Origin of the sequence: Mycobacterium sp. E735 (assembly GCF_001666955.1) — a bacterium.
Classification (GTDB): domain Bacteria; phylum Actinomycetota; class Actinomycetes; order Mycobacteriales; family Mycobacteriaceae; genus Mycobacterium.
Map to the genome: position 1 here is coordinate 1 of NZ_LZIX01000241.1, position 16,100 is coordinate 16,100.

The 16,100-nt window shown below is 68.8% G+C and carries 14 protein-coding genes and 3 pseudogenes; 8 read left to right on the top strand and 9 right to left on the bottom strand.

The annotated features are described in order from the left end of the window. Nucleotides 1–331: pseudogene (locus tag A5704_RS28875) on the top strand (PE-PPE domain-containing protein); the annotation flags it as partial. 3 nt (nt 332–334) lie between these two features. Here A5704_RS28875 and A5704_RS19400 read toward each other — a convergent pair. The 4 genes from A5704_RS19400 to A5704_RS19415 all read right to left on the bottom strand — a co-directional run bounded on the left by A5704_RS19400 (nt 335) and on the right by A5704_RS19415 (nt 7,402). Continuing rightward, nucleotides 335–3,535 carry an RND family transporter gene (locus A5704_RS19400; RefSeq protein ID WP_082954908.1) on the bottom strand — a complete coding sequence of 1,067 codons (3,201 nt, stop codon included), beginning with the start codon at nt 3,533–3,535 and terminating at the stop codon, nt 335–337. A gap of 24 nt (nt 3,536–3,559) precedes the next feature. Beyond that, a complete protein-coding gene (locus tag A5704_RS19405) occupies nt 3,560–5,002 on the bottom strand; it encodes a condensation domain-containing protein (protein ID WP_067890546.1) in 1,443 nt (480 codons plus the stop codon). 164 nt (nt 5,003–5,166) lie between these two features. After that, complete coding sequence (locus A5704_RS19410; protein ID WP_067779942.1) at nt 5,167–6,729, bottom strand: NAD(P)/FAD-dependent oxidoreductase; 1,563 nt, start codon at nt 6,727–6,729, stop codon at nt 5,167–5,169. A gap of 49 nt (nt 6,730–6,778) precedes the next feature. Then, nucleotides 6,779–7,402 (bottom strand): TetR/AcrR family transcriptional regulator, encoded by a 624-nt coding sequence (locus tag A5704_RS19415; protein WP_067890550.1) that lies wholly within the window; start codon nt 7,400–7,402, stop codon nt 6,779–6,781. Between the two features lie 71 nt (nt 7,403–7,473). On the opposite strand from A5704_RS19415, the gene A5704_RS19420 reads away from it, so the two are divergent. Then, the gene (locus tag A5704_RS19420) at nt 7,474–7,959 is read left to right on the top strand and encodes a DUF2834 domain-containing protein (protein WP_067779945.1); all 486 of its coding nucleotides are present in this window, start codon (nt 7,474–7,476) and stop codon (nt 7,957–7,959) included. Here the strand turns inward: A5704_RS19420 and A5704_RS19425 are convergent. Then, nucleotides 7,956–8,225, bottom strand: coding sequence for a helix-turn-helix domain-containing protein (locus A5704_RS19425; RefSeq protein ID WP_067760272.1), 270 nt, complete (start codon nt 8,223–8,225; stop codon nt 7,956–7,958). The genes A5704_RS19420 and A5704_RS19425 overlap by 4 nt on opposite strands. A gap of 187 nt (nt 8,226–8,412) precedes the next feature. On the opposite strand from A5704_RS19425, the gene A5704_RS19430 reads away from it, so the two are divergent. Next, a complete protein-coding gene (locus A5704_RS19430) occupies nt 8,413–8,898 on the top strand; it encodes a carboxymuconolactone decarboxylase family protein (protein WP_197508511.1) in 486 nt (161 codons plus the stop codon). A gap of 25 nt (nt 8,899–8,923) precedes the next feature. Here the strand turns inward: A5704_RS19430 and A5704_RS19435 are convergent, their stop codons facing one another. Next, complete coding sequence (locus A5704_RS19435) at nt 8,924–9,493, bottom strand: class I SAM-dependent methyltransferase (RefSeq protein ID WP_067779960.1); 570 nt, start codon at nt 9,491–9,493, stop codon at nt 8,924–8,926. A gap of 55 nt (nt 9,494–9,548) precedes the next feature. On the opposite strand from A5704_RS19435, the gene A5704_RS19440 reads away from it, so the two are divergent. Continuing rightward, nucleotides 9,549–10,298: a helix-turn-helix domain-containing protein gene (locus tag A5704_RS19440; RefSeq protein WP_067890556.1), complete on the top strand. Its 750-nt coding sequence runs from the start codon at nt 9,549–9,551 to the stop codon at nt 10,296–10,298. Nucleotides 10,299–10,324: 26 nt separating this feature from the next. Here the strand turns inward: A5704_RS19440 and serS are convergent, their stop codons facing one another. Next, on the bottom strand, nt 10,325–11,584 hold the full coding sequence (serS, locus tag A5704_RS19445; RefSeq protein WP_067779951.1) for a serine--tRNA ligase: 1,260 nt from the start codon (nt 11,582–11,584) through the stop codon (nt 10,325–10,327). 122 nt (nt 11,585–11,706) lie between these two features. Here serS and A5704_RS19450 point away from each other — a divergent pair. The 3 genes and pseudogenes from A5704_RS19450 to A5704_RS19460 form a co-directional block, all read left to right on the top strand. After that, nucleotides 11,707–12,643, top strand: a pseudogene (locus A5704_RS19450) (septum formation family protein); the annotation flags it as partial. 138 nt (nt 12,644–12,781) lie between these two features. Then, a pseudogene (locus tag A5704_RS19455) lies at nt 12,782–13,203 on the top strand (metallopeptidase family protein). Next, a complete protein-coding gene (locus tag A5704_RS19460) occupies nt 13,200–13,391 on the top strand; it encodes a hypothetical protein (RefSeq protein WP_067755368.1) in 192 nt (63 codons plus the stop codon). Before A5704_RS19455 ends, A5704_RS19460 begins: the two are co-directional and overlap by 4 nt. 7 nt (nt 13,392–13,398) lie before the next feature. Here the strand turns inward: A5704_RS19460 and A5704_RS19465 are convergent, their stop codons facing one another. Together A5704_RS19465 and pheA are read right to left on the bottom strand one after the other, a co-directional pair. After that, nucleotides 13,399–14,085 carry a histidine phosphatase family protein gene (locus A5704_RS19465; protein ID WP_067755364.1) on the bottom strand — a complete coding sequence of 229 codons (687 nt, stop codon included), beginning with the start codon at nt 14,083–14,085 and terminating at the stop codon, nt 13,399–13,401. After that, nucleotides 14,082–15,029 (bottom strand): prephenate dehydratase, encoded by a 948-nt coding sequence (gene pheA / locus A5704_RS19470; RefSeq protein WP_067755357.1) that lies wholly within the window; start codon nt 15,027–15,029, stop codon nt 14,082–14,084. Before pheA ends, A5704_RS19465 begins: the two co-directional genes overlap by 4 nt. 87 nt (nt 15,030–15,116) lie before the next feature. On the opposite strand from pheA, the gene A5704_RS19475 reads away from it, so the two are divergent. Next, the gene (locus A5704_RS19475; RefSeq protein WP_067781945.1) at nt 15,117–15,911 is read left to right on the top strand and encodes a DUF2470 domain-containing protein; all 795 of its coding nucleotides are present in this window, start codon (nt 15,117–15,119) and stop codon (nt 15,909–15,911) included. The last annotated feature ends 189 nt before the right edge of the window (nt 15,912–16,100 follow it).

Below are 16,100 nucleotides of genomic sequence, written 5' to 3' on the forward strand. Positions count from 1 at the left end.
GCTGCCGCTGGCCCGGGCGCTGGTCGACGGGGCGGGGATGCCCCCCGAGGCGGTGGGGCCGATCGACGCGGTGCTGCGCCCGATGGTGGACCGCGCCTACGACCCGGGCCCGGCGCACAACCCGGTCCAGATCATCAACGGCATCACCCACATCCCGACGATTTTCTCTGCGGTCTCCTGGCCCATCCGCGGCGCCCGCGCCGGGATCAACCTGGCCACCAACTCCCTGGCCGTCGCCAACCTGGCCCGGATCCTCACCCCGGGTCCCGGGCTCGGCAAAGGCGGCGTGGTGCGCAAGGTCGTCCGCGCGGTCGTCAAAGCCAAGAAGTAACCGCTAGAGCCGCAGCCCGTCGCGGGGCGAAAAGCCAATCAGCTGTTCGGCTATCGGCGCCGGTGACTTCTCTTCTTCGGGCAGCAGCGGCTTACGTCCGACCGGGCGACGGCGCCCCAGCGGCCGGCTCAAGGACGCCCAGCCCGACGGCCACCACCAGTTCGCCCGCCCGACCAGCACGGCGATGGCGGGCACCGTCACCGTCCGCAGCAGGAACGTATCCAGCAGCAGGCCCGTCCCCAGGACGAAGCCGGCCTGAATCACCGTCGACAGGCTGGCGAATACCAGGCCGTACATCGACGCTGCCATGATCAGGCCCGCCGCGGTGATCACCCCGCCCGTCGAGGAGACGGTTCGGACGACACCGGTTCGGATTCCCGACGCCGACTCGTCCCGTAGCCGGGAAATGAGCAGCATGTTGTAGTCAGCGCCCACCGCGACCAAGATGACGAAGGTCAATCCCGGGACGCTCCAATGCATTTGCGCGCCGAGTAGGAACTGGAACACGATGACGCCGATGCCGAGGGCCGACATGTACGACACGATCACCGTGCCGATCAGGTACAACGGCGCAACGACCGCCCGCAGCAATGCAATGAGAATGAGCAGCACCACGCAGATCGTCATCGCGATGATGAACCGCAGATCGTGATCGGAGTAGTCGCGCGTCTCCTTGAGCACCACCGGCAGCCCCACCACCGAGACCTTGGCGTCGGCCAGCGTGGTGTTCGGCTGGGCGCCCTGCGCAGCCGCCCCGATCGCGTTGACCTGATCCATCGCCGCGGTGCTGAACGGATCGAGATCGGTCTGGATCAGGTACCGCATCGCGTGTCCGTCGGGTGAAACGAACGCGCCGGCAAGTCGTTTCAACTGATCGGCCGTCATTCCGCCCATCAGGTCCTGCACCCCGCCCGGCAACTCGGCCGGCTTCCCGCCCTCACCGGTGGCGTACGACAAGGCTTGTGCGGGAATGTAGAAGCCCGCCATCGCCGGCGTCGTGGCTTCCTTCTTCATCGACAGCAGGAACGCGGACGCCTCCCCCAGCCCGAAACCCATCTTCTTGACCTGATCGACCAGTTGCTGCACTCCGTCGGCCAATTGCCTGCTGCCGTCCGCCAGCGTGTTGGTCCCCTGCTGCAGGAAGGTGATCTTCGCCCGCATGCCGCCCGGGCTGCCCATCCCCAGGGAGCCCATCGCACCGATGACGGTGGACAGCGCCCGGCGCAACCCGGAAACCGTTGCCGCGAGGGTGTGTACGGCCTCGGTCGCCCGCAGTTGGCGCGCCAACTCCGATATCTTGCCCAGCGTCCCGTCGTCGCGCGCGGTCACCAACCGCTGCAGTTCCTCGCGCGCGTTCACGCAGGCGGGCTCGGCGCTGCACATCGGGCTGTTGTCCAGTGCACCCAGCACTGGGTTGGCCCAATCGGAGTTGTTCGCAACGAAATTGGCGTTGGCGCCGATGGCGTCGCCGAGCGAACGCATCCCGTTGACGAGCCGTTCGGCGCCCTCGAGTTCGGCCAGCGCCCGGTTCCCGCCGAAGACGTTCTGCAGCGTCGCCAGCGCGTCGACCAGGCCCCCGACGGCGGACACCGCCTGATTCACCTGGGTGCGCACGTCGCCGAGCTTGCCCGCCATCGTGTTGGCGCCGCCCGCCAACCGGTCGAGATCACCGGTGTGGTCGACGATTTGCTTGGAGCCCGCGTCCAGTTTGTCGCCGACTTCACCGGCCTGCCATGAGGTCTTGGCCTGCTCCAGGGACTGCCCGGTGGGCCGGGTGATGCCCCGGACCATCGCGACACCCGGCACCTGGCTGACTCGCTGTGCCATCTGTTCGAGGTCGGCGAGGGCCCTCGCCGTCCTCAGATCCTGCGGCGAGGAGATGAACAGGTACTCGGGGATGATCAGGTTGGTCGAGAAGTGCTTGTCCAGCGCGGCGTATCCGATCGAGCTTTCGACGGTGCCGGGCAGGGCCTTGCGGTCGTCGTAGTTGTAGCGGGCCAGACCCGCGCACCCGGCCAGGATCACCAGCACCAGCGCGCTGGCCAGCAGGTGGGTCTTGGGCCGGCGCACGATGTTGATGCCCGAACGCCGCCAGAAGCGCCGGCTGAGGTCGCTGCGCGGCGCGATCCAGCCGCGGCGCCCGGCGAGCACCAGCAGGGCCGGCAGCAGGGTGATCGCCGCAAAGAACACGACGGCCACCGAGATGCCGAGCACCGGCCCGACCGTCCGCAAGATTCCCAACCGGGTGAAGACCATCCCGAGGAAGGTGATCGCGACGGTGGCGGCCGACGCCGCGATCACTTTGCCGATGGACGCCAGCGCCTTGACCACCGCCTCATCCGAAGCCACGCCCTGACGCACGTAGTCGTGATATCGGCTGATCAGGAACACCGCGTAATCGGTTCCGGCGCCGACCATCATCCCGCTCATGAAGATGACGGTCTGGTTGGCGATGCCCAGGCCCGCCGATCCGACGACGGCCACCAGCCGCTGGGCCACCACCGCGGACGTCCCGATCGTCAACAGCGGCAGCACCATGGTGACCGGGTTCCGGTAGATCACCAGCAGAATGACGAACAACAGCACGACGATCGCTAATTCGATTCGCGCGCGGTCGCGCTGGCCGGTGAGGTTCAGGTCGGCGACCGTCGACGCGGGCCCGGTCAGGTTGGCCCTCAGCGTGGATCCCGCCACGGTCTGCTTCACGGTGTCGGCCACCCGCGCGTACGCCTGTTTGGATTGCGGCGAGCCGAGGTCGCCGGGCAGGCCGACGGGCAGCATCCACGCCTGGTGGTCCTTACTGGTCATCAGCTCACGCAGCGGCGGGGTGGTCAGAAAATCCTGCACCATCGCGACGTCTCGGCTGTCCCGGCGGAGGGCCTCGACGAGGTTCCGGTAGGTGCCTTCGTCGGCGGGGGTCAGCCCCTTACCGTCGCTGAGCACCACCACCGCGATGCTCTGCAACCCGGCTTCCCCGAACGCGGCGTTCATGTTTCGGGTTGCGGCCAACACCGGGGCGTCCGAGGGCAGGATGGCCACCGGGTGTTGCTGAGAGATCTGTTCCAGCGACGGCGCGGTCAGCGATAGGACGCCCGCGATCGCGATCCAGACGCCGATCACCAGCCACGGCCGGCGCACTATCAGGCGTCCGAGCCGGGGGAAGATGCCCGGGGAGTCGTCCCGGCCGGCCTTCGCTAGTGACATTCGAGAACCGCATTCTTTCCGGCGTTAGTACGCGGCCTGCCGATACCGGTGGGCAGCGTTACGTGCACGCTCGGCCGCCCCGCCGTCGGCGATGCGGACGCACACGGATTTTAGGGCATCGAGGTATCGGGTCACGGAATTTCGGGCCACCGGGTGGTCGGGGAACAACACGCTGGCTGCGGTCTCGTCGAACCGCCCCACCATGGTGCTCAACGGGTAGGTGACCCTGCCGTCGCTGTGTGCACCCACGGTCAGTCCCTCGAAGAATTTTGTCATCATCGACAGCGGATTGGCTTGCGCGTCAAAGAAATTCACCAGGTTGAACAGCGGCGGCGGCCTGCGCAGTGACGGCACCAGTTCGACGACGCGCTCGAAGGGCACCCGCGCGAGGTCCGCCCCCGCGTCGAAGGACTCCTGCGCGCTCCGGGCGATGTCGTTGAAGGACAGCCCGGCGACGGGCACGGCGATCGGGATCTGGCCGGTGAACCAGCCCTGCGTCGTGAAGTCGTCCTGCGTGCTGCGCGTGTCCTTCGGGGTGATGCCGAAATAGGTTTCGGCGCTGGTCAATTCGTGACTCGCCAGGGCGAGGCACGCGAACATCCCCCCGACGAAACGGGCGCCCGCACCGACGCAGGCGGTCTCGAATCGATGGGTTTGTCCCTCATCCAGCAGTGTCAGGCCCCCTAAGTCGCCTTCATAGGGCACGGATTGATCGCCGAGGGGGAGCGGGAACGCCGGGAACGTCCCGTCGTTGCGTTCGGCGAAGTCGACCCAGGCGCGCACCTCCGCGGAGCCGGCGGTCAGCGCCGAGGTGTACTCCCGCTGCCGGACGCAGTGGTCGGCGTAGCTGCCGGCCGGCGGAAGTTCGACCGGCGGGTTGCCCCCGGTGAGCTCCGCGTACATCGTCTGGAATTCCATGAGTCCCATTCCGACGAATTGGCCGTCGGCGTGCAGGTGGTCGATGCTGGCGTAGAAGGTGAAGCGGTCGGGGCGCTGAATCACCCCGAAGCCGAAGCAATCCCACTGCAGCGAGTCGGGGGTGGCCACGACATGGTCCTGCAGCTGGGCGCTGGTCAGGTCGCCGTGTTCGGTGAGCACCAGCTCGATGTCGACCGGGTCGGCGATGGTGTGCCGAACGATGTGGTCGGCGTCGAAGTACTCGAACCAGCTGCGGTAGGTGTCGTGCCGGCGCAGGTGCGCATTGATGACGTAGGTCATGGCGCGCAGGTCGCAGCGGCCCGACACCTCGACCGAAGCGATCAGCAACCGGGAGTGATCCAGGCCGCGGGCGGCCTGTTCGCGCAGGCTGCGAAGGTGCCGGGCCTGGACGTAGCTGGGGGGCACCGGGCTGACCGGCGCCGCGAGGGCCTTGGTGCGGGCAGACGGTGACGGGTGCCACGCGAACAATGCGCCGGGCGCGGGCGCCCATTCCTTGACCGTTGAGACTTCCAATGGCCCGATCCGCACCGCTGCCTCCCGTACGTAGCACCGACGGCGGTGCGTGGAGAAGGCAGTGACTGCTCACCCGGGGGATCCGCCAAACACCGGTGGTGCCGAGGTTCCCCGGTAGCGTAGCCCCCGCTGCCGTGCGCCGCTCGGAACGACGTGCCGCCCGGCCGGCGTCCCGAAGGTCAGGCCGTGCGCTCTTCGAGCGCCCGGCGCGCCGCGTTGTAGCCGGGCGTGAAGGTGATGCCCGGCCCCCCGTGGCAGCCGGCGCTGCCCAGGTACAGCCCTTCGATGGGGATCGGCTGACCGCGAAAGCCCTTGGGGCCGGGGCGGTTCGGCCCGATCTGATCCGAGCTCAGCAGTCCATGGCAGTAATCGCCTCCCGGGGCGCCGAACATCACGCCCATGTGCTTGGGGGTGAAGGTGGTGTGCCGGATGATGCTGCGCTCGAAGTTCGGCGCCAATCGGGTGATCTTGTCGATCACGCGCTGGCCCATCTCGACCTTCGCGTCGCCATAGTCGGCGCCACCCTCGATCGGGAACCACAGCGCGAACGCCGAGGCGGCGTGCTTGCCCTCGGGGGCCAGGTCCGGGTCGTTCTGCGTCGGAATCTGCAACACCACGGTGGGGTCGGCCGGCACGATTCCGCGGCGGCAGTCCTCCCACTGCTGCTGAACCTCCTCCGGCGTGCAGAACAGGCCGATGGATGCCTGCATCGCCGGGTCGTTGAGCGCCTCGTAGGGCGCGGCGAACTCCGGCGCCTCCTCCAGCGCGAAGTGCATCTGCAGGTAGCTGCCCCGATGGTCGGTCCGGGCAAATCGCTCCCGAATGTCGGCGGGCAGCAGGGCCGGGTCGATCAGGTCGTTGACGGTGACGTCGGGCGCGATGCCGGAGACGACAATCGGGGCGGTCAACTCCTCGCCGGCCTCGGTGCGCACCCCGCGCACCCGCCCGTCGGCGACCAGGATCTCGGTCACCTTGGAGCGCAGCCGGACTTCCCCGCCGTGGCTTTCCAGCAGCTCGCCCAGGTGCGAGGTGAGCGCCCCGATACCGCCGCGCAGTTTCTTCATCTGCATGGTGTCGCCGTCCGGGACACCCAAGCCGAAGGCGAGCGCGGCCGCGCTGCCCGGGGTGGCCGGCCCGCGATACAAGGTGTTGACGGCCAGCACGGTCATCGATCCGCGCAGCGCGCCGTGCTTTTCGCGGTCGGGAAGGTAACGGTCCAGCACGTCGGTGACCGAACCGAAGAGCATGTCATCGATGGCTGAGCGCTCGAATTCGTTTGTGGCGCAGGCATACATCTCGTCGAACGTCTTGGGCTCGGTTCCCGCCTCGAACCTGCCCAGCGCCCGCGTGGGGGCCTGAGCCCAGGCCATCATCCCCGCCATCCCGTTGACGGCGTCCGCCCCGTGCACCTCGTTGAGGTGGGTGAACAACTTGATCGGGTCGCTGTACTGGATCAGCGGGTCGTCCCCGACGCCGCGCACCGCCACCGACATCACGTCGAGGTCGATCGTCGGCAGGGTGTCCAGGCCGAGCTCCTCGACGACCACCGTCGAGGTGGGGAACTGGACCGAGCCGGCGATCTCGAAGCGGTACCCGTCGAAGAGCTCCACCGTGGACGCCATGCCACCGGCGTACAGCTTGGAATCCAGGCACACCGTGCGCAATCCCGCCTTCTGCAGCAGCACCGCGGCCGCCAGGCCGTTGTGCCCGGCACCGATAACTATCGCGTCGTAATCAGACATGTCCTGACCTCCCGCACAGCAGGCTGGCATGCGGTCAAAGTTTTGTCAATTATGACGAAACTGTGCTGACCCAGGTACCGGAGATACCCTCCCTCAGCGATTCCAGCGCGACGTGCGACATCCGCGCCAGCTCTCCGAGCGACCGCTCCTCGCCAACCATCCAGGCCTCCATCGCACCGAACACCGCGGCGGCGATGCAGCGGGCCGTCACGGTGATGCGCAGCCGCGCATCGGGCTTGCGCGGGGCCGTGCAGCTACGCCGATCCAGTTGCGCCTCGATGGCGTCGGCGAGGTCGGCCTGGACGTCGCGAATGTGGCGATGGATGCGGTCCTGGTCGAGCTCCCCGCCTCGCATCGCGGCGATCTTCGCCACGGCCTCAACGTCATAGGGAAACGCGAAGATAGCCGACTGAACGGAATCGATGAGCGGTTCGTCAGCGGGTCTGGCGTCCAGCGCCGCGCGAAACCAGTTCAGCCCGGTGTAGTCGGCAAACAGCAGATCGTGCTTGGAGCTGAAGTGCCGATAGAAGGTGCGCAGGGAGACTCCGGCGTCGGCCGCGATCTGTTCGGCCGACGTGTCCTCGACCCCCTGCGCCAGGAAGCGCACCATGGCGGCCTGGCGCAACGCCTCACGAGTGCGTTCGCTGCGCGCCGTCTGTGCCGGCCTGACCATGCAAGTAAGTTACCCCAAACCGCCTTTTGTCAGTATTGACAAAACTTTGGGTGCCGGGTGAGACTGCGGCCATGGTCTCGCTTCTTGTGCATGCAGTTCTCGGGCTCACTGTCATCGGCTGGATCGTCGCCGCGAACTCGAAGGTCTTCGCCCGGCCGGCCGGGGGTCCGTTGTTCTCCCCGCTGGAGTGCGTCTACTACCTGGTCGGGATCGCGTCGGTCGCGCTGGGCTGGTACTTCAACATCACCTACGTCTCGCAGTATTCGCACGGGTCCACCAACCCGCTGTGGGGCGAGCACGGCAGCTGGGCCGAGTACATCAGGCTGATGTTCACCAACCCGGCCGCGTCCTCCGCCAGCCAGGACTACACGATCGCGAATGTGGTTCTGCTGCCGCTGTTTACGATCGTGGACGGCTATCGCCGTGGGTTCAAGCACCCGTGGCTGTACTTCGTCTCCAGCCTGTTCACCAGCTTTGCGTTCGCGTTCGCCTTCTACTTCGCCACCATGGAGCGGCAGCGCCGGCACGAGCAGGCCCGCGAGACGGTGGACGCCTAGGTCCCCTCCGCCCAGCGGCGGGCCCACCGGTCCAGCGGATCGAGGGCCTCGCCCAGCGACAGGCCGGCCTCGCCGAGCTCGTAACACTGGTCGGCGCGCTGGACCACCAGGCCCGCGTCCGTCAGTTCGCCGAGCCGGTCATACAAAACGCTGGGGGACATGCCGTCGCAGCGCTCCCGCAAAGCCCGCGCTCCCAGCGGACCGTCGCGAAGCTCCCACAGGATCCGCAACGACCAGCGCCGCCCCAGGAGATCCAGGGCCGCCATGAGCGGGCGCCCGGTTGTCGACCCCCGCACCGGCCGCCCCGGCCGAGCCACCGATTGACGTTTCGGATTCCGTAACGTAGCTTTCTTGTCCATGGTTACGGAAATAGTAACGCCTCGCATCGGTGTCCTCGACCCGCCGTACGAGGACGCAGTGGCGGCACAACTTCAGAAGATGATGCCGCCGAACGTGCCGCCGATCGCCCTGTTTCGCACCCTGGTGCACAACATGCCCATGGCAGAGGCAATGACGCTCTGGGGCGGTTACGAACTCAGCCGCGCGTTGTCGCTGTCCCTTCGTGATCGTGAAATCGTGATCGACCGCACCTGCGCTCGCTGCGGCTGTGAGTACGAATGGGGCGTGCACGTCGCGTTTTTCGCAGAGAAGGCGCGCCTCGATCGCGAGCAGGTCCGCTCTTTGACCCAGGGCGGCGCCGACGATTCGTGCTGGACGGCCGAACGAGATCGCCTTCTCGTGCGGGCCGTGGACTCGCTCTGCGACCGTCGCGACATCGACGACGCCCTGTGGACGGCGCTGCGCGGCGAGTTCGACGAGTGCGAGATTCTCGACCTCACGATGCTGTGCGGGTGGTACCACGCGATCAGCTTCACCGCGCGTGCCGCCCGGGTGCCGCTCGAGCCGGGCAGCCCCACCTTCGCCAGCATCGGTGACTGATCGGTCCCCGAGCGGCAGTCCGCGCTCAGGTCGGTTTGCTGGCGCGCCACCGTTGCCGCCGCCCCGACGGGTCGACCTGCACGTCCGCGAAGCCCGCCTTGAGCAGCCGCGCGCGCAGATCCTTCGGCGCGATCGGGTTGTAGGTGTCGGCGACGTGGAGCAGCCGGAAGGTCAGGGACGGGACGCCGTCGCTACCGGCGAAGGTCCCGCCCGGCTGCAGCACCCGGAAGGCTTCGGCGAAAAGCCGGTCCTGCAATTCGATGCCGGGAACGTGGTGCAGCATCGTGAAGCACACCACCGAGCTGAAGTGGTCGGCGGGAAGCCCGGTGGCGGTGCCGTCGCCGTGGATGATGCGGGCTCGGTCGCCGTAGCGGCGCTGCAAACGCTCGGCCATTGCGGCATCGACCTCGATGGCGGTGAGCGAATTCGCCCTATCCAGCAGGGCGAGCGTCGTCGCGCCGTATCCCGGGCCGATTTCCAAAGTGCGAGAGCCCAATTCGACGCCGTCCAACGCCCACGGCAGCAGCTGATCGGCCACCGCCTTCTCCCAGCCCACCGAGCTGCAGCGCCGCCGGTGCAAGAGATTCATCGCCATGACGGCCACGCTAGGCGGTCGCACACACTGCGTGCTTCCGATATTCTGCCGTGTTATGTCGGAAATCGGCCACCACGGGCCCGCGACCTCGTCGCAGGCGCTGGCGCCGGGGACCCGCATCGAGCGGCACCGACACCCCCTGCACCAGATCGTCTACCCGTCCTCGGGCGCGGTCTCGGTCACCACCCCGGCGGGCACCTGGATCACGCCGGCGAATCGGGCGATCTGGATACCGGCGGGCTGCTGGCATGAACATACGTTCCACGACCACACGCAATTTCACGGTGTGGCGCTGGACCCACGCCGCTACCGTCGTGGTCCCGCGGGGCCGGCGGTGCTGGCGGTCAACCCCTTGATGCGCGAACTCATCATCGCGTGTTCACGGGCCGCCGGAACCGACACCGGCGAGCACCATCGAATGTTGGGGGTGCTGCATGACCAGGTGCAGGCGGCCGGTCCCGGTGAGCCGCTGTGGATTCCGACACCGGTCGACGCCCGGCTCCGCGAGGCGTGCGCGTTGATCGCCGCCAACCTATCCGCGCCGTTGACGTTGCAACAGCTCGCCCGGCGGATCGGAATCAGCCAACGCACCCTGAGCCGCCTGTTCCGCGACGAGCTTTCGATGACCTTCCTGCAATGGCGCACCCAGCTCCGCCTGCAGCGCGCCCTGGTGTTGCTCGCCGAGCGCCGTGACGTCACATCGGTGGCATCCGAATGTGGTTGGGCCACAGCGAGTGCCTTCATCGACACCTACCGGCGGGCCTTCGGACACACGCCGGGCCGGGCGATCGCGAAGGCGCCCTAGCAAATGGTGGCGAACCGCAGCACCCGTTAACCGGTGGGCTCGAGCAGCTCGGTGCCCACGAAGGGCACCAGCGCGTCGGGCACCCGCACGCTGCCGTCGGGCCGCTGGTGGTTCTCCAGGATCGCCACCAGCCACCGGGTGGTGCCCAGCGTGCCGTTGAGCGTGGCGGCGGTCTGCGGCTTGCCGTTGTCGTCGCGATAGCGCGTGGAAAGGCGGCGCGCCTGAAACGTGGTGCAGTTCGACGTCGACGTCAGTTCCCGGTAGGCGCCCTGCGTGGGAACCCATGCCTCGCAGTCGAATTTGCGAGCGGCCGACGACCCGAGATCACCCGCGGCGACGTCGATTACGCGATACGGCACCTCGATGCGGGCGAGCATCTCGCGCTGCCAGCCCAGCAGCCGCTGGTGTTCGGCCTCCGCGTCGCCCGGCATGCAGTAGACGAACCCCTCGACCTTGTCGAACTGGTGCACCCGGATGATGCCGCGGGTGTCTTTGCCATAGCTGCCGGCCTCACGGCGGAAACACGACGACCAGCCCGCGTACCGCAGGGGCCCGCCGGACAGGTCCAGGATCTCGTCGGCGTGATAGCCGGCCAGCGGCACCTCGGAGGTGCCGACCAAATAGAGATCGTCGGCTTCGACCCGATAGATCTCGTCGGCGTGCGCGCCGAGGAATCCGGTTCCGGCCATCACCTCGGGGCGCACCAGCACCGGCGGGATCATCGGGATGAAGCCGTTCTCGACGGCCAGGCCCAGGGCCAGCTGCAGCAGCCCGAGCTGCAGCAGCGCGCCGCGCCCGGTCAGAAAGTAGAAGCGCGAGCCGGACACCTTCGCGCCGCGCTGCATGTCGATGAGGCCCAGCGACTCGCCAAGCTCCAGGTGGTCCTTCGGGTTCTCGAGCGCAGCCGGTTCGCCGACCAGGTCCAGGACCCGGTAGTCGTCTTCCCCGCCGGCGGGCACCCCCTCGATCACGACGTTGGAGATCGCCATGTGCGCCGCGGTGAACGCCGCCTCGGCCTCGGCCTGCTCGGTCTCGGCGGCCTTGACCTGCTCGGCCAATTCCTTGGCGCGCGCCAACCTGGCCGGCCGCTCCTCGGGGGACGCCGCGCCCACGCTCTTGCTGGCAGACTTCTGTTCCGCCCGCAGCGCATCGGCCGACGAGATCGCGGTCCGGCGGGCGGCGTCGGCCGCCAGCAGGGCGTCGACCAGCGCCGGGTCCTCGCCGCGGTCGAGTTGGGAGCGGCGCACGGCGTCAGGGTCTTCCCGGAGCAATTTGAGGTCGATCACGGCCCTGAGACTACTTTTTCGGCTCCGGTCGGCTGGCAGAGCATCCCACCTATGACCACCCCAGGACTCACATCAGTAACGATTGTCACACCGCACAGGCGCTGCTGTCAGAATGGGAGCCGATGTCGCAAGCGCCCGAGACGGACCTCCCTGAAGCCCCGGAGGCCGACGCCCCTGCCGCCAGGCCGCAACGGTTCCCGGCGGGCTTCCGGTGGCCTCGCAGCCTGCAGGCCCAGGCCACCCGGCGCGCCCTGCTCTTGACCGCGCTGGGCGGCCTGCTGATCGCCGGGGTTGTCACCGCGCTGCCGGTCGGCGGCACCGGTCCCGGCCGATTGTCCGGCTATCTCGACGGCAACCCGGTGCCCACCACCGGGAACAAGAGCGACGCCGCCTTCAACAAGGCCGCGAGCGGTGATTGCCTGATGTGGCCGGACACCACCCCGGAGTCGGCGAAGATCGTCAGCTGCGCCGACGACCACAAGTTCGAAGTCGCCGAGTCCGTCGACATGCGGACGTTCCCCGGTTCCGAATACGGGCCCAACGCCGCTCCGCCGTCGCCCGCCCGGATCCAGCAGATCACCCAGGAGCAGTGCGAGTCCGCCGCCCGGAACTACCTGGGCCCCAAGTTCGATCCCAACAGCAAGTTCATCGTCAGCCTGCTGTGGCCCGGTGACCGGGCCTGGCGCCAGTCCGGCGAGCGCCGCATGCTGTGCGGCCTGCAACTGCCCGGCCCCAACAATCAGCAGCAGGCCTACAAGGGCAAGGTGGCCGAAGTCGACCAGTCCAAGGTCTGGCCGGCGGGCACCTGCCTGGGCATCGACCCGACCACCAATCAGCCGATCGACGCTCCGGTCGAGTGTGCGGCACCGCACGCGATGGAGGTGACCGGCACGGTCAACCTGGCCGAGAAGTTCCCCGGCGCGCTGCCGGCCGAGGCCGACCAGGACGGGTACATCAAGGACCTGTGCACCAAGATGACGGACGCCTATCTGGCGCCGGTCAAGTTGCGCACCACCACCCTGACGCTGATCTACCCCACCGTGCCGCTGGCGGCGGGGCCTGCGGCGGCGCTCCGGCGTCCGCGGGTGGTGGCGCCTGGGGGGCCGGCGAGTTGGTCTCGGGCGCCTGGGGCGTCACCACCGCCGGCCAACCCCCCGCCGGAGGCACCCGCCGCGCCGCCCGCCGGGGGCTAGCCGAGTGCCCGTGCGGATGGATCCGCAACGGTTCGAGGAAATGGTCGCCGACGCGCTCGACCTGATCCCGCCCGAGCTGGCGGCGGCAATGGACAACGTCGTCGTGCTGGTCGAGGACCGCCACCCCGACGACGGCGAACTCCTCGGGTTGTACGAAGGGGTCGCGCTGACCGAGCGTGACTCCGACTACGCCGGATCCCTGCCCGACGCCATCACGATTTACCGCGAGGCGCTGCTGGACGTCTGCGAATCCGACGACGACGTCGTCCAGGAGGTCGCGATCACGGTGATCCACGAGATCGCCCACCACTTCGGCATCGACGACGAGCGGCTGGAGGAATTGGGCTGGGCCTGACGAACGTGAGCCCGTTCTATGGGCGCGGCATCCCGGATTTGTCCGCCGCCGGTGCTATGAACGGGTTATGAGTGCTGACTGCCGCGACTGCCGGGCAGGCTTGGATCACTGTCACGGCACCATCATTCGCCATTCACTGCGCCGCTCCGAATGCACGGAGCCGGATTGCTTCAGCCCCGAGCTGTTGCCGCACGCGTTCGTCGTCGACTGCGATGCCATCGGCTGCGGATGCTCCGAGGCCGTCGCGCTGGCTGTCTGACCGGCCCTCAGCCCATCGGGTCGGTGCTCGAGTGCACCGCGTCGGCGACGGGGGTCGCATCCGCCTCGGGGTAGAACGGTGGCGTCAGGGTCCCCCAGCGCACGCAGCTCCACCGGCCGTCGGTGATGGGTGCCAAGACCACCGATTCGGCGTTGTCGAGGTGGTGGTCCAGCGCGAAGCCGGCGTCCACGCCGGCCAGCACGGCCGCCGCCAGCCGGATCGCCGCGCCATGGCTGACGACGACGATGTCGCCGGCCCAGTCGCGGTCGTCGAGGTAGCGCAGGCGCAGTTCGGTGAGCACCGGCACGTAGCGGTCCAACACGTCGTTGCCGGTTTCCCCGCCGGGCAGCGGGATGTCGAGGTCGCCGTGATGCCACCGCTCGTAGATCGCGTTGAATTCCGCGACGGCATCGTCGTCGCTGCGGTTTTCCAGGCCACCCACCTGGACCTCGTGCACGCCGGGCACCTCGATGGGCGCCATCTCGAGTTCGCCGCCGATCACCCCCGCGGTCTGCGACGCGCGGATCGCAACCGAGTGGGCCAGCAACGCCGGCCGGTCCGCACCGCGCGCGAAGGCACGGGCCTGGTCGCGGCCCAGCGGCGTCAGCTCCGCCCCGGGCGGCCGGGTGTCCAGCCTGCGTTCGACGTTGCTGTAGGACTGGCCGTGTCGCAGTAGCACCAGCCGCCCGGTCATAGCTCCATTCCCCCGGCCGCGGTTTCGGGTTTTCCTTCGCGTAGCCGCGCCAGCCAGCGCGCCGCCTCGTCGGCCGGCGGCGGCAGCACCCCGGCGGGCGAGCCGGTCGGCCAAGATCCCAGGTACCGCACATCGGCACAACGACGGTGCAGCGCTTTGAGTGCCTCGGCGACGGCGTCGTCGTCGATGTGGCCCACACAGTCGGCGAAGAACATGTAGGTGCCCAGCGAGGTCCGGGTCGGCCGCGATTCGATTCGGGTCAGGTCGATGCCGCGGATCCCGAATTCGGTCAGCGCGCCGAGCAGCGCACCCGGCGCGTTGTCGATGCGCAGCACCACCGCGGTGCGGTCGGCACCGGTGCGGGCCGGCGGCGGCCCGGGCAGGCCCACCAGAAGGAAGCGCGTGCGGGCGTTGGGTTCGTCGACCACGCCCTCGGCCAATGCGGCCAGCCCCCAGTGGGCGGCGGCCAGCGGCGAGGTCACCCCGGCGTCGGCCTGGCCTTCGGCCACCTGCCGCGCCGCGTCGGCGTTGGAGTAGGCGGGCCGCAACTCGGCCTCGGGCAGGTGGGCGGCGACCCAGTGCCGCACCTGCGCGGCGGCCACGGAGAACGCCGCCAGGGTGCGCACATCGGCGGCGGTGCGTCCCGGTTGGATGACGATGGTGAAGGCGACGTCCAGGGTGGTTTCGGCGAACACCTGCAGGGGCGAGCCGATGGCCAGGCTGTCGAGGGTGGGCGTCACGGACCCGTCGATCGAGTTCTCGATCGGGACGCAGGCGTACTCCGCCCCGCCGTCGCGGACGGTGTCCAGCGCCGCGGCGGTGCTGTCGATGGGCAGTCGCCGGACCTCGCCGGGGCGGTCGGGAATCAGACCGGCCGCCGTGATCTGCAACAGCGCCGCCTCGGTGAAGGTCCCTTCCGGACCGAGATAAGCGATGCGGACCACGCCACAACCCTAGCGGCGCGGGCCGCCAAACCGCCCTTGCGGCGCCCTGCGTTCTAAGTTAACTTAGGCTTACCTAATTTAAGGAGAATGGTGTTACCGCTGACCGCCTGCCCCGCCCCGACGACCGCCGAACGAATCCGCAGCGCGTGCGTCCGCGCCGGCGGCGCGCTGCTGGCCCTCGAGACCGTGCCGGCGCGCCAGGATCCGGTCGTGACGCCGGTCCATCACCTGCTGCCCGACGGGTCCTTCGCGCTGGCCCTGCCCGGAACGAACGACGGCGTCGCCGGGGCCCAGGCCCTGCTGGAGTTGACGGATTACGCGCCGCTGCCGCTGCGCGAACCGGTGCGATCGCTGGTTTGGGTGCGCGGACGCCTCCGGGAATTTCACCGGGCCGAGGTCGCGGAGACGGTCGACCTGATCGCCGCCGAGTGGCCGCACCCCGCCTTGCTTCAGGTGGACACCCCGCGATGTGCGCCGTCGGACGGGCAGGAGTCGCGGTACACGCTGTTCCGCCTGGAGGTTGCGTCCGTCGTCGTCACCGACGCCACCGGCGCCGAGCCCGTCAGTGTGGAAGATCTCCTCGCGGCGAGTCCCGACCCGTTCTGCGAGGTCGAATCGAACCTGCTGTGGCATCTGGACACCGCCCACTCCGATGTGGTCGCGCGGCTGGTGTCCCGGCTGCCCGCGCCCTTGCGCCGCGGGCAGGTGCGGCCGCTCGGGCTCGATCGCTACGGCGTGCGGTTCCGCGTCGAAGGCCCGGACCGCGACCACGATGTCCGCCTGCCGTTCCACAAGCCGGTGGACGACATGACCGGGCTGAGCCAGGCGATCCGGGTGCTGATGGGCTGCCCCTTCATCAACGGCCTGCGCGCCCGCTCGTAATCGAACCGCGGGAGGCACCGGCCGGTACGTTAACCGGGTGAACGGCGATCGACCCCCGCACCGGCCGCGTCCCCTCGGACCGTCCGGGTCGCCGGGGCGAAAACCGCCCGAGCCGCGCACGAATACCACCTCCACGTCGGGACACGCCGGATCCGCGGACGCCGACGGGCTGGGCGCGCTGGCCGCCAG

What these genes read in the sequence shown, in the direction of transcription:
- A5704_RS19400 (WP_082954908.1), bottom strand. Translation starts at nt 3,535, where the DNA reads ATGTCACTAGCGAAGGCCGGCCGGGACGACTCCCCGGGCATCTTCCCC.
- A5704_RS19410 (WP_067779942.1), bottom strand. Translation starts at nt 6,729, where the DNA reads ATGTCTGATTACGACGCGATAGTTATCGGTGCCGGGCACAACGGCCTG.
- A5704_RS19415 (WP_067890550.1), bottom strand. Translation starts at nt 7,402, where the DNA reads ATGGTCAGGCCGGCACAGACGGCGCGCAGCGAACGCACTCGTGAGGCG.
- A5704_RS19420 (WP_067779945.1), top strand. Translation starts at nt 7,474, where the DNA reads ATGGTCTCGCTTCTTGTGCATGCAGTTCTCGGGCTCACTGTCATCGGC.
- A5704_RS19425 (WP_067760272.1), bottom strand. Translation starts at nt 8,225, where the DNA reads ATGGCGGCCCTGGATCTCCTGGGGCGGCGCTGGTCGTTGCGGATCCTG.
- A5704_RS19435 (WP_067779960.1), bottom strand. Translation starts at nt 9,493, where the DNA reads ATGGCGATGAATCTCTTGCACCGGCGGCGCTGCAGCTCGGTGGGCTGG.
- A5704_RS19440 (WP_067890556.1), top strand. Translation starts at nt 9,549, where the DNA reads ATGTCGGAAATCGGCCACCACGGGCCCGCGACCTCGTCGCAGGCGCTG.
- A5704_RS19460 (WP_067755368.1), top strand. Translation starts at nt 13,200, where the DNA reads ATGAGTGCTGACTGCCGCGACTGCCGGGCAGGCTTGGATCACTGTCAC.
- A5704_RS19465 (WP_067755364.1), bottom strand. Translation starts at nt 14,085, where the DNA reads ATGACCGGGCGGCTGGTGCTACTGCGACACGGCCAGTCCTACAGCAAC.
- A5704_RS19475 (WP_067781945.1), top strand. Translation starts at nt 15,117, where the DNA reads ATGGTGTTACCGCTGACCGCCTGCCCCGCCCCGACGACCGCCGAACGA.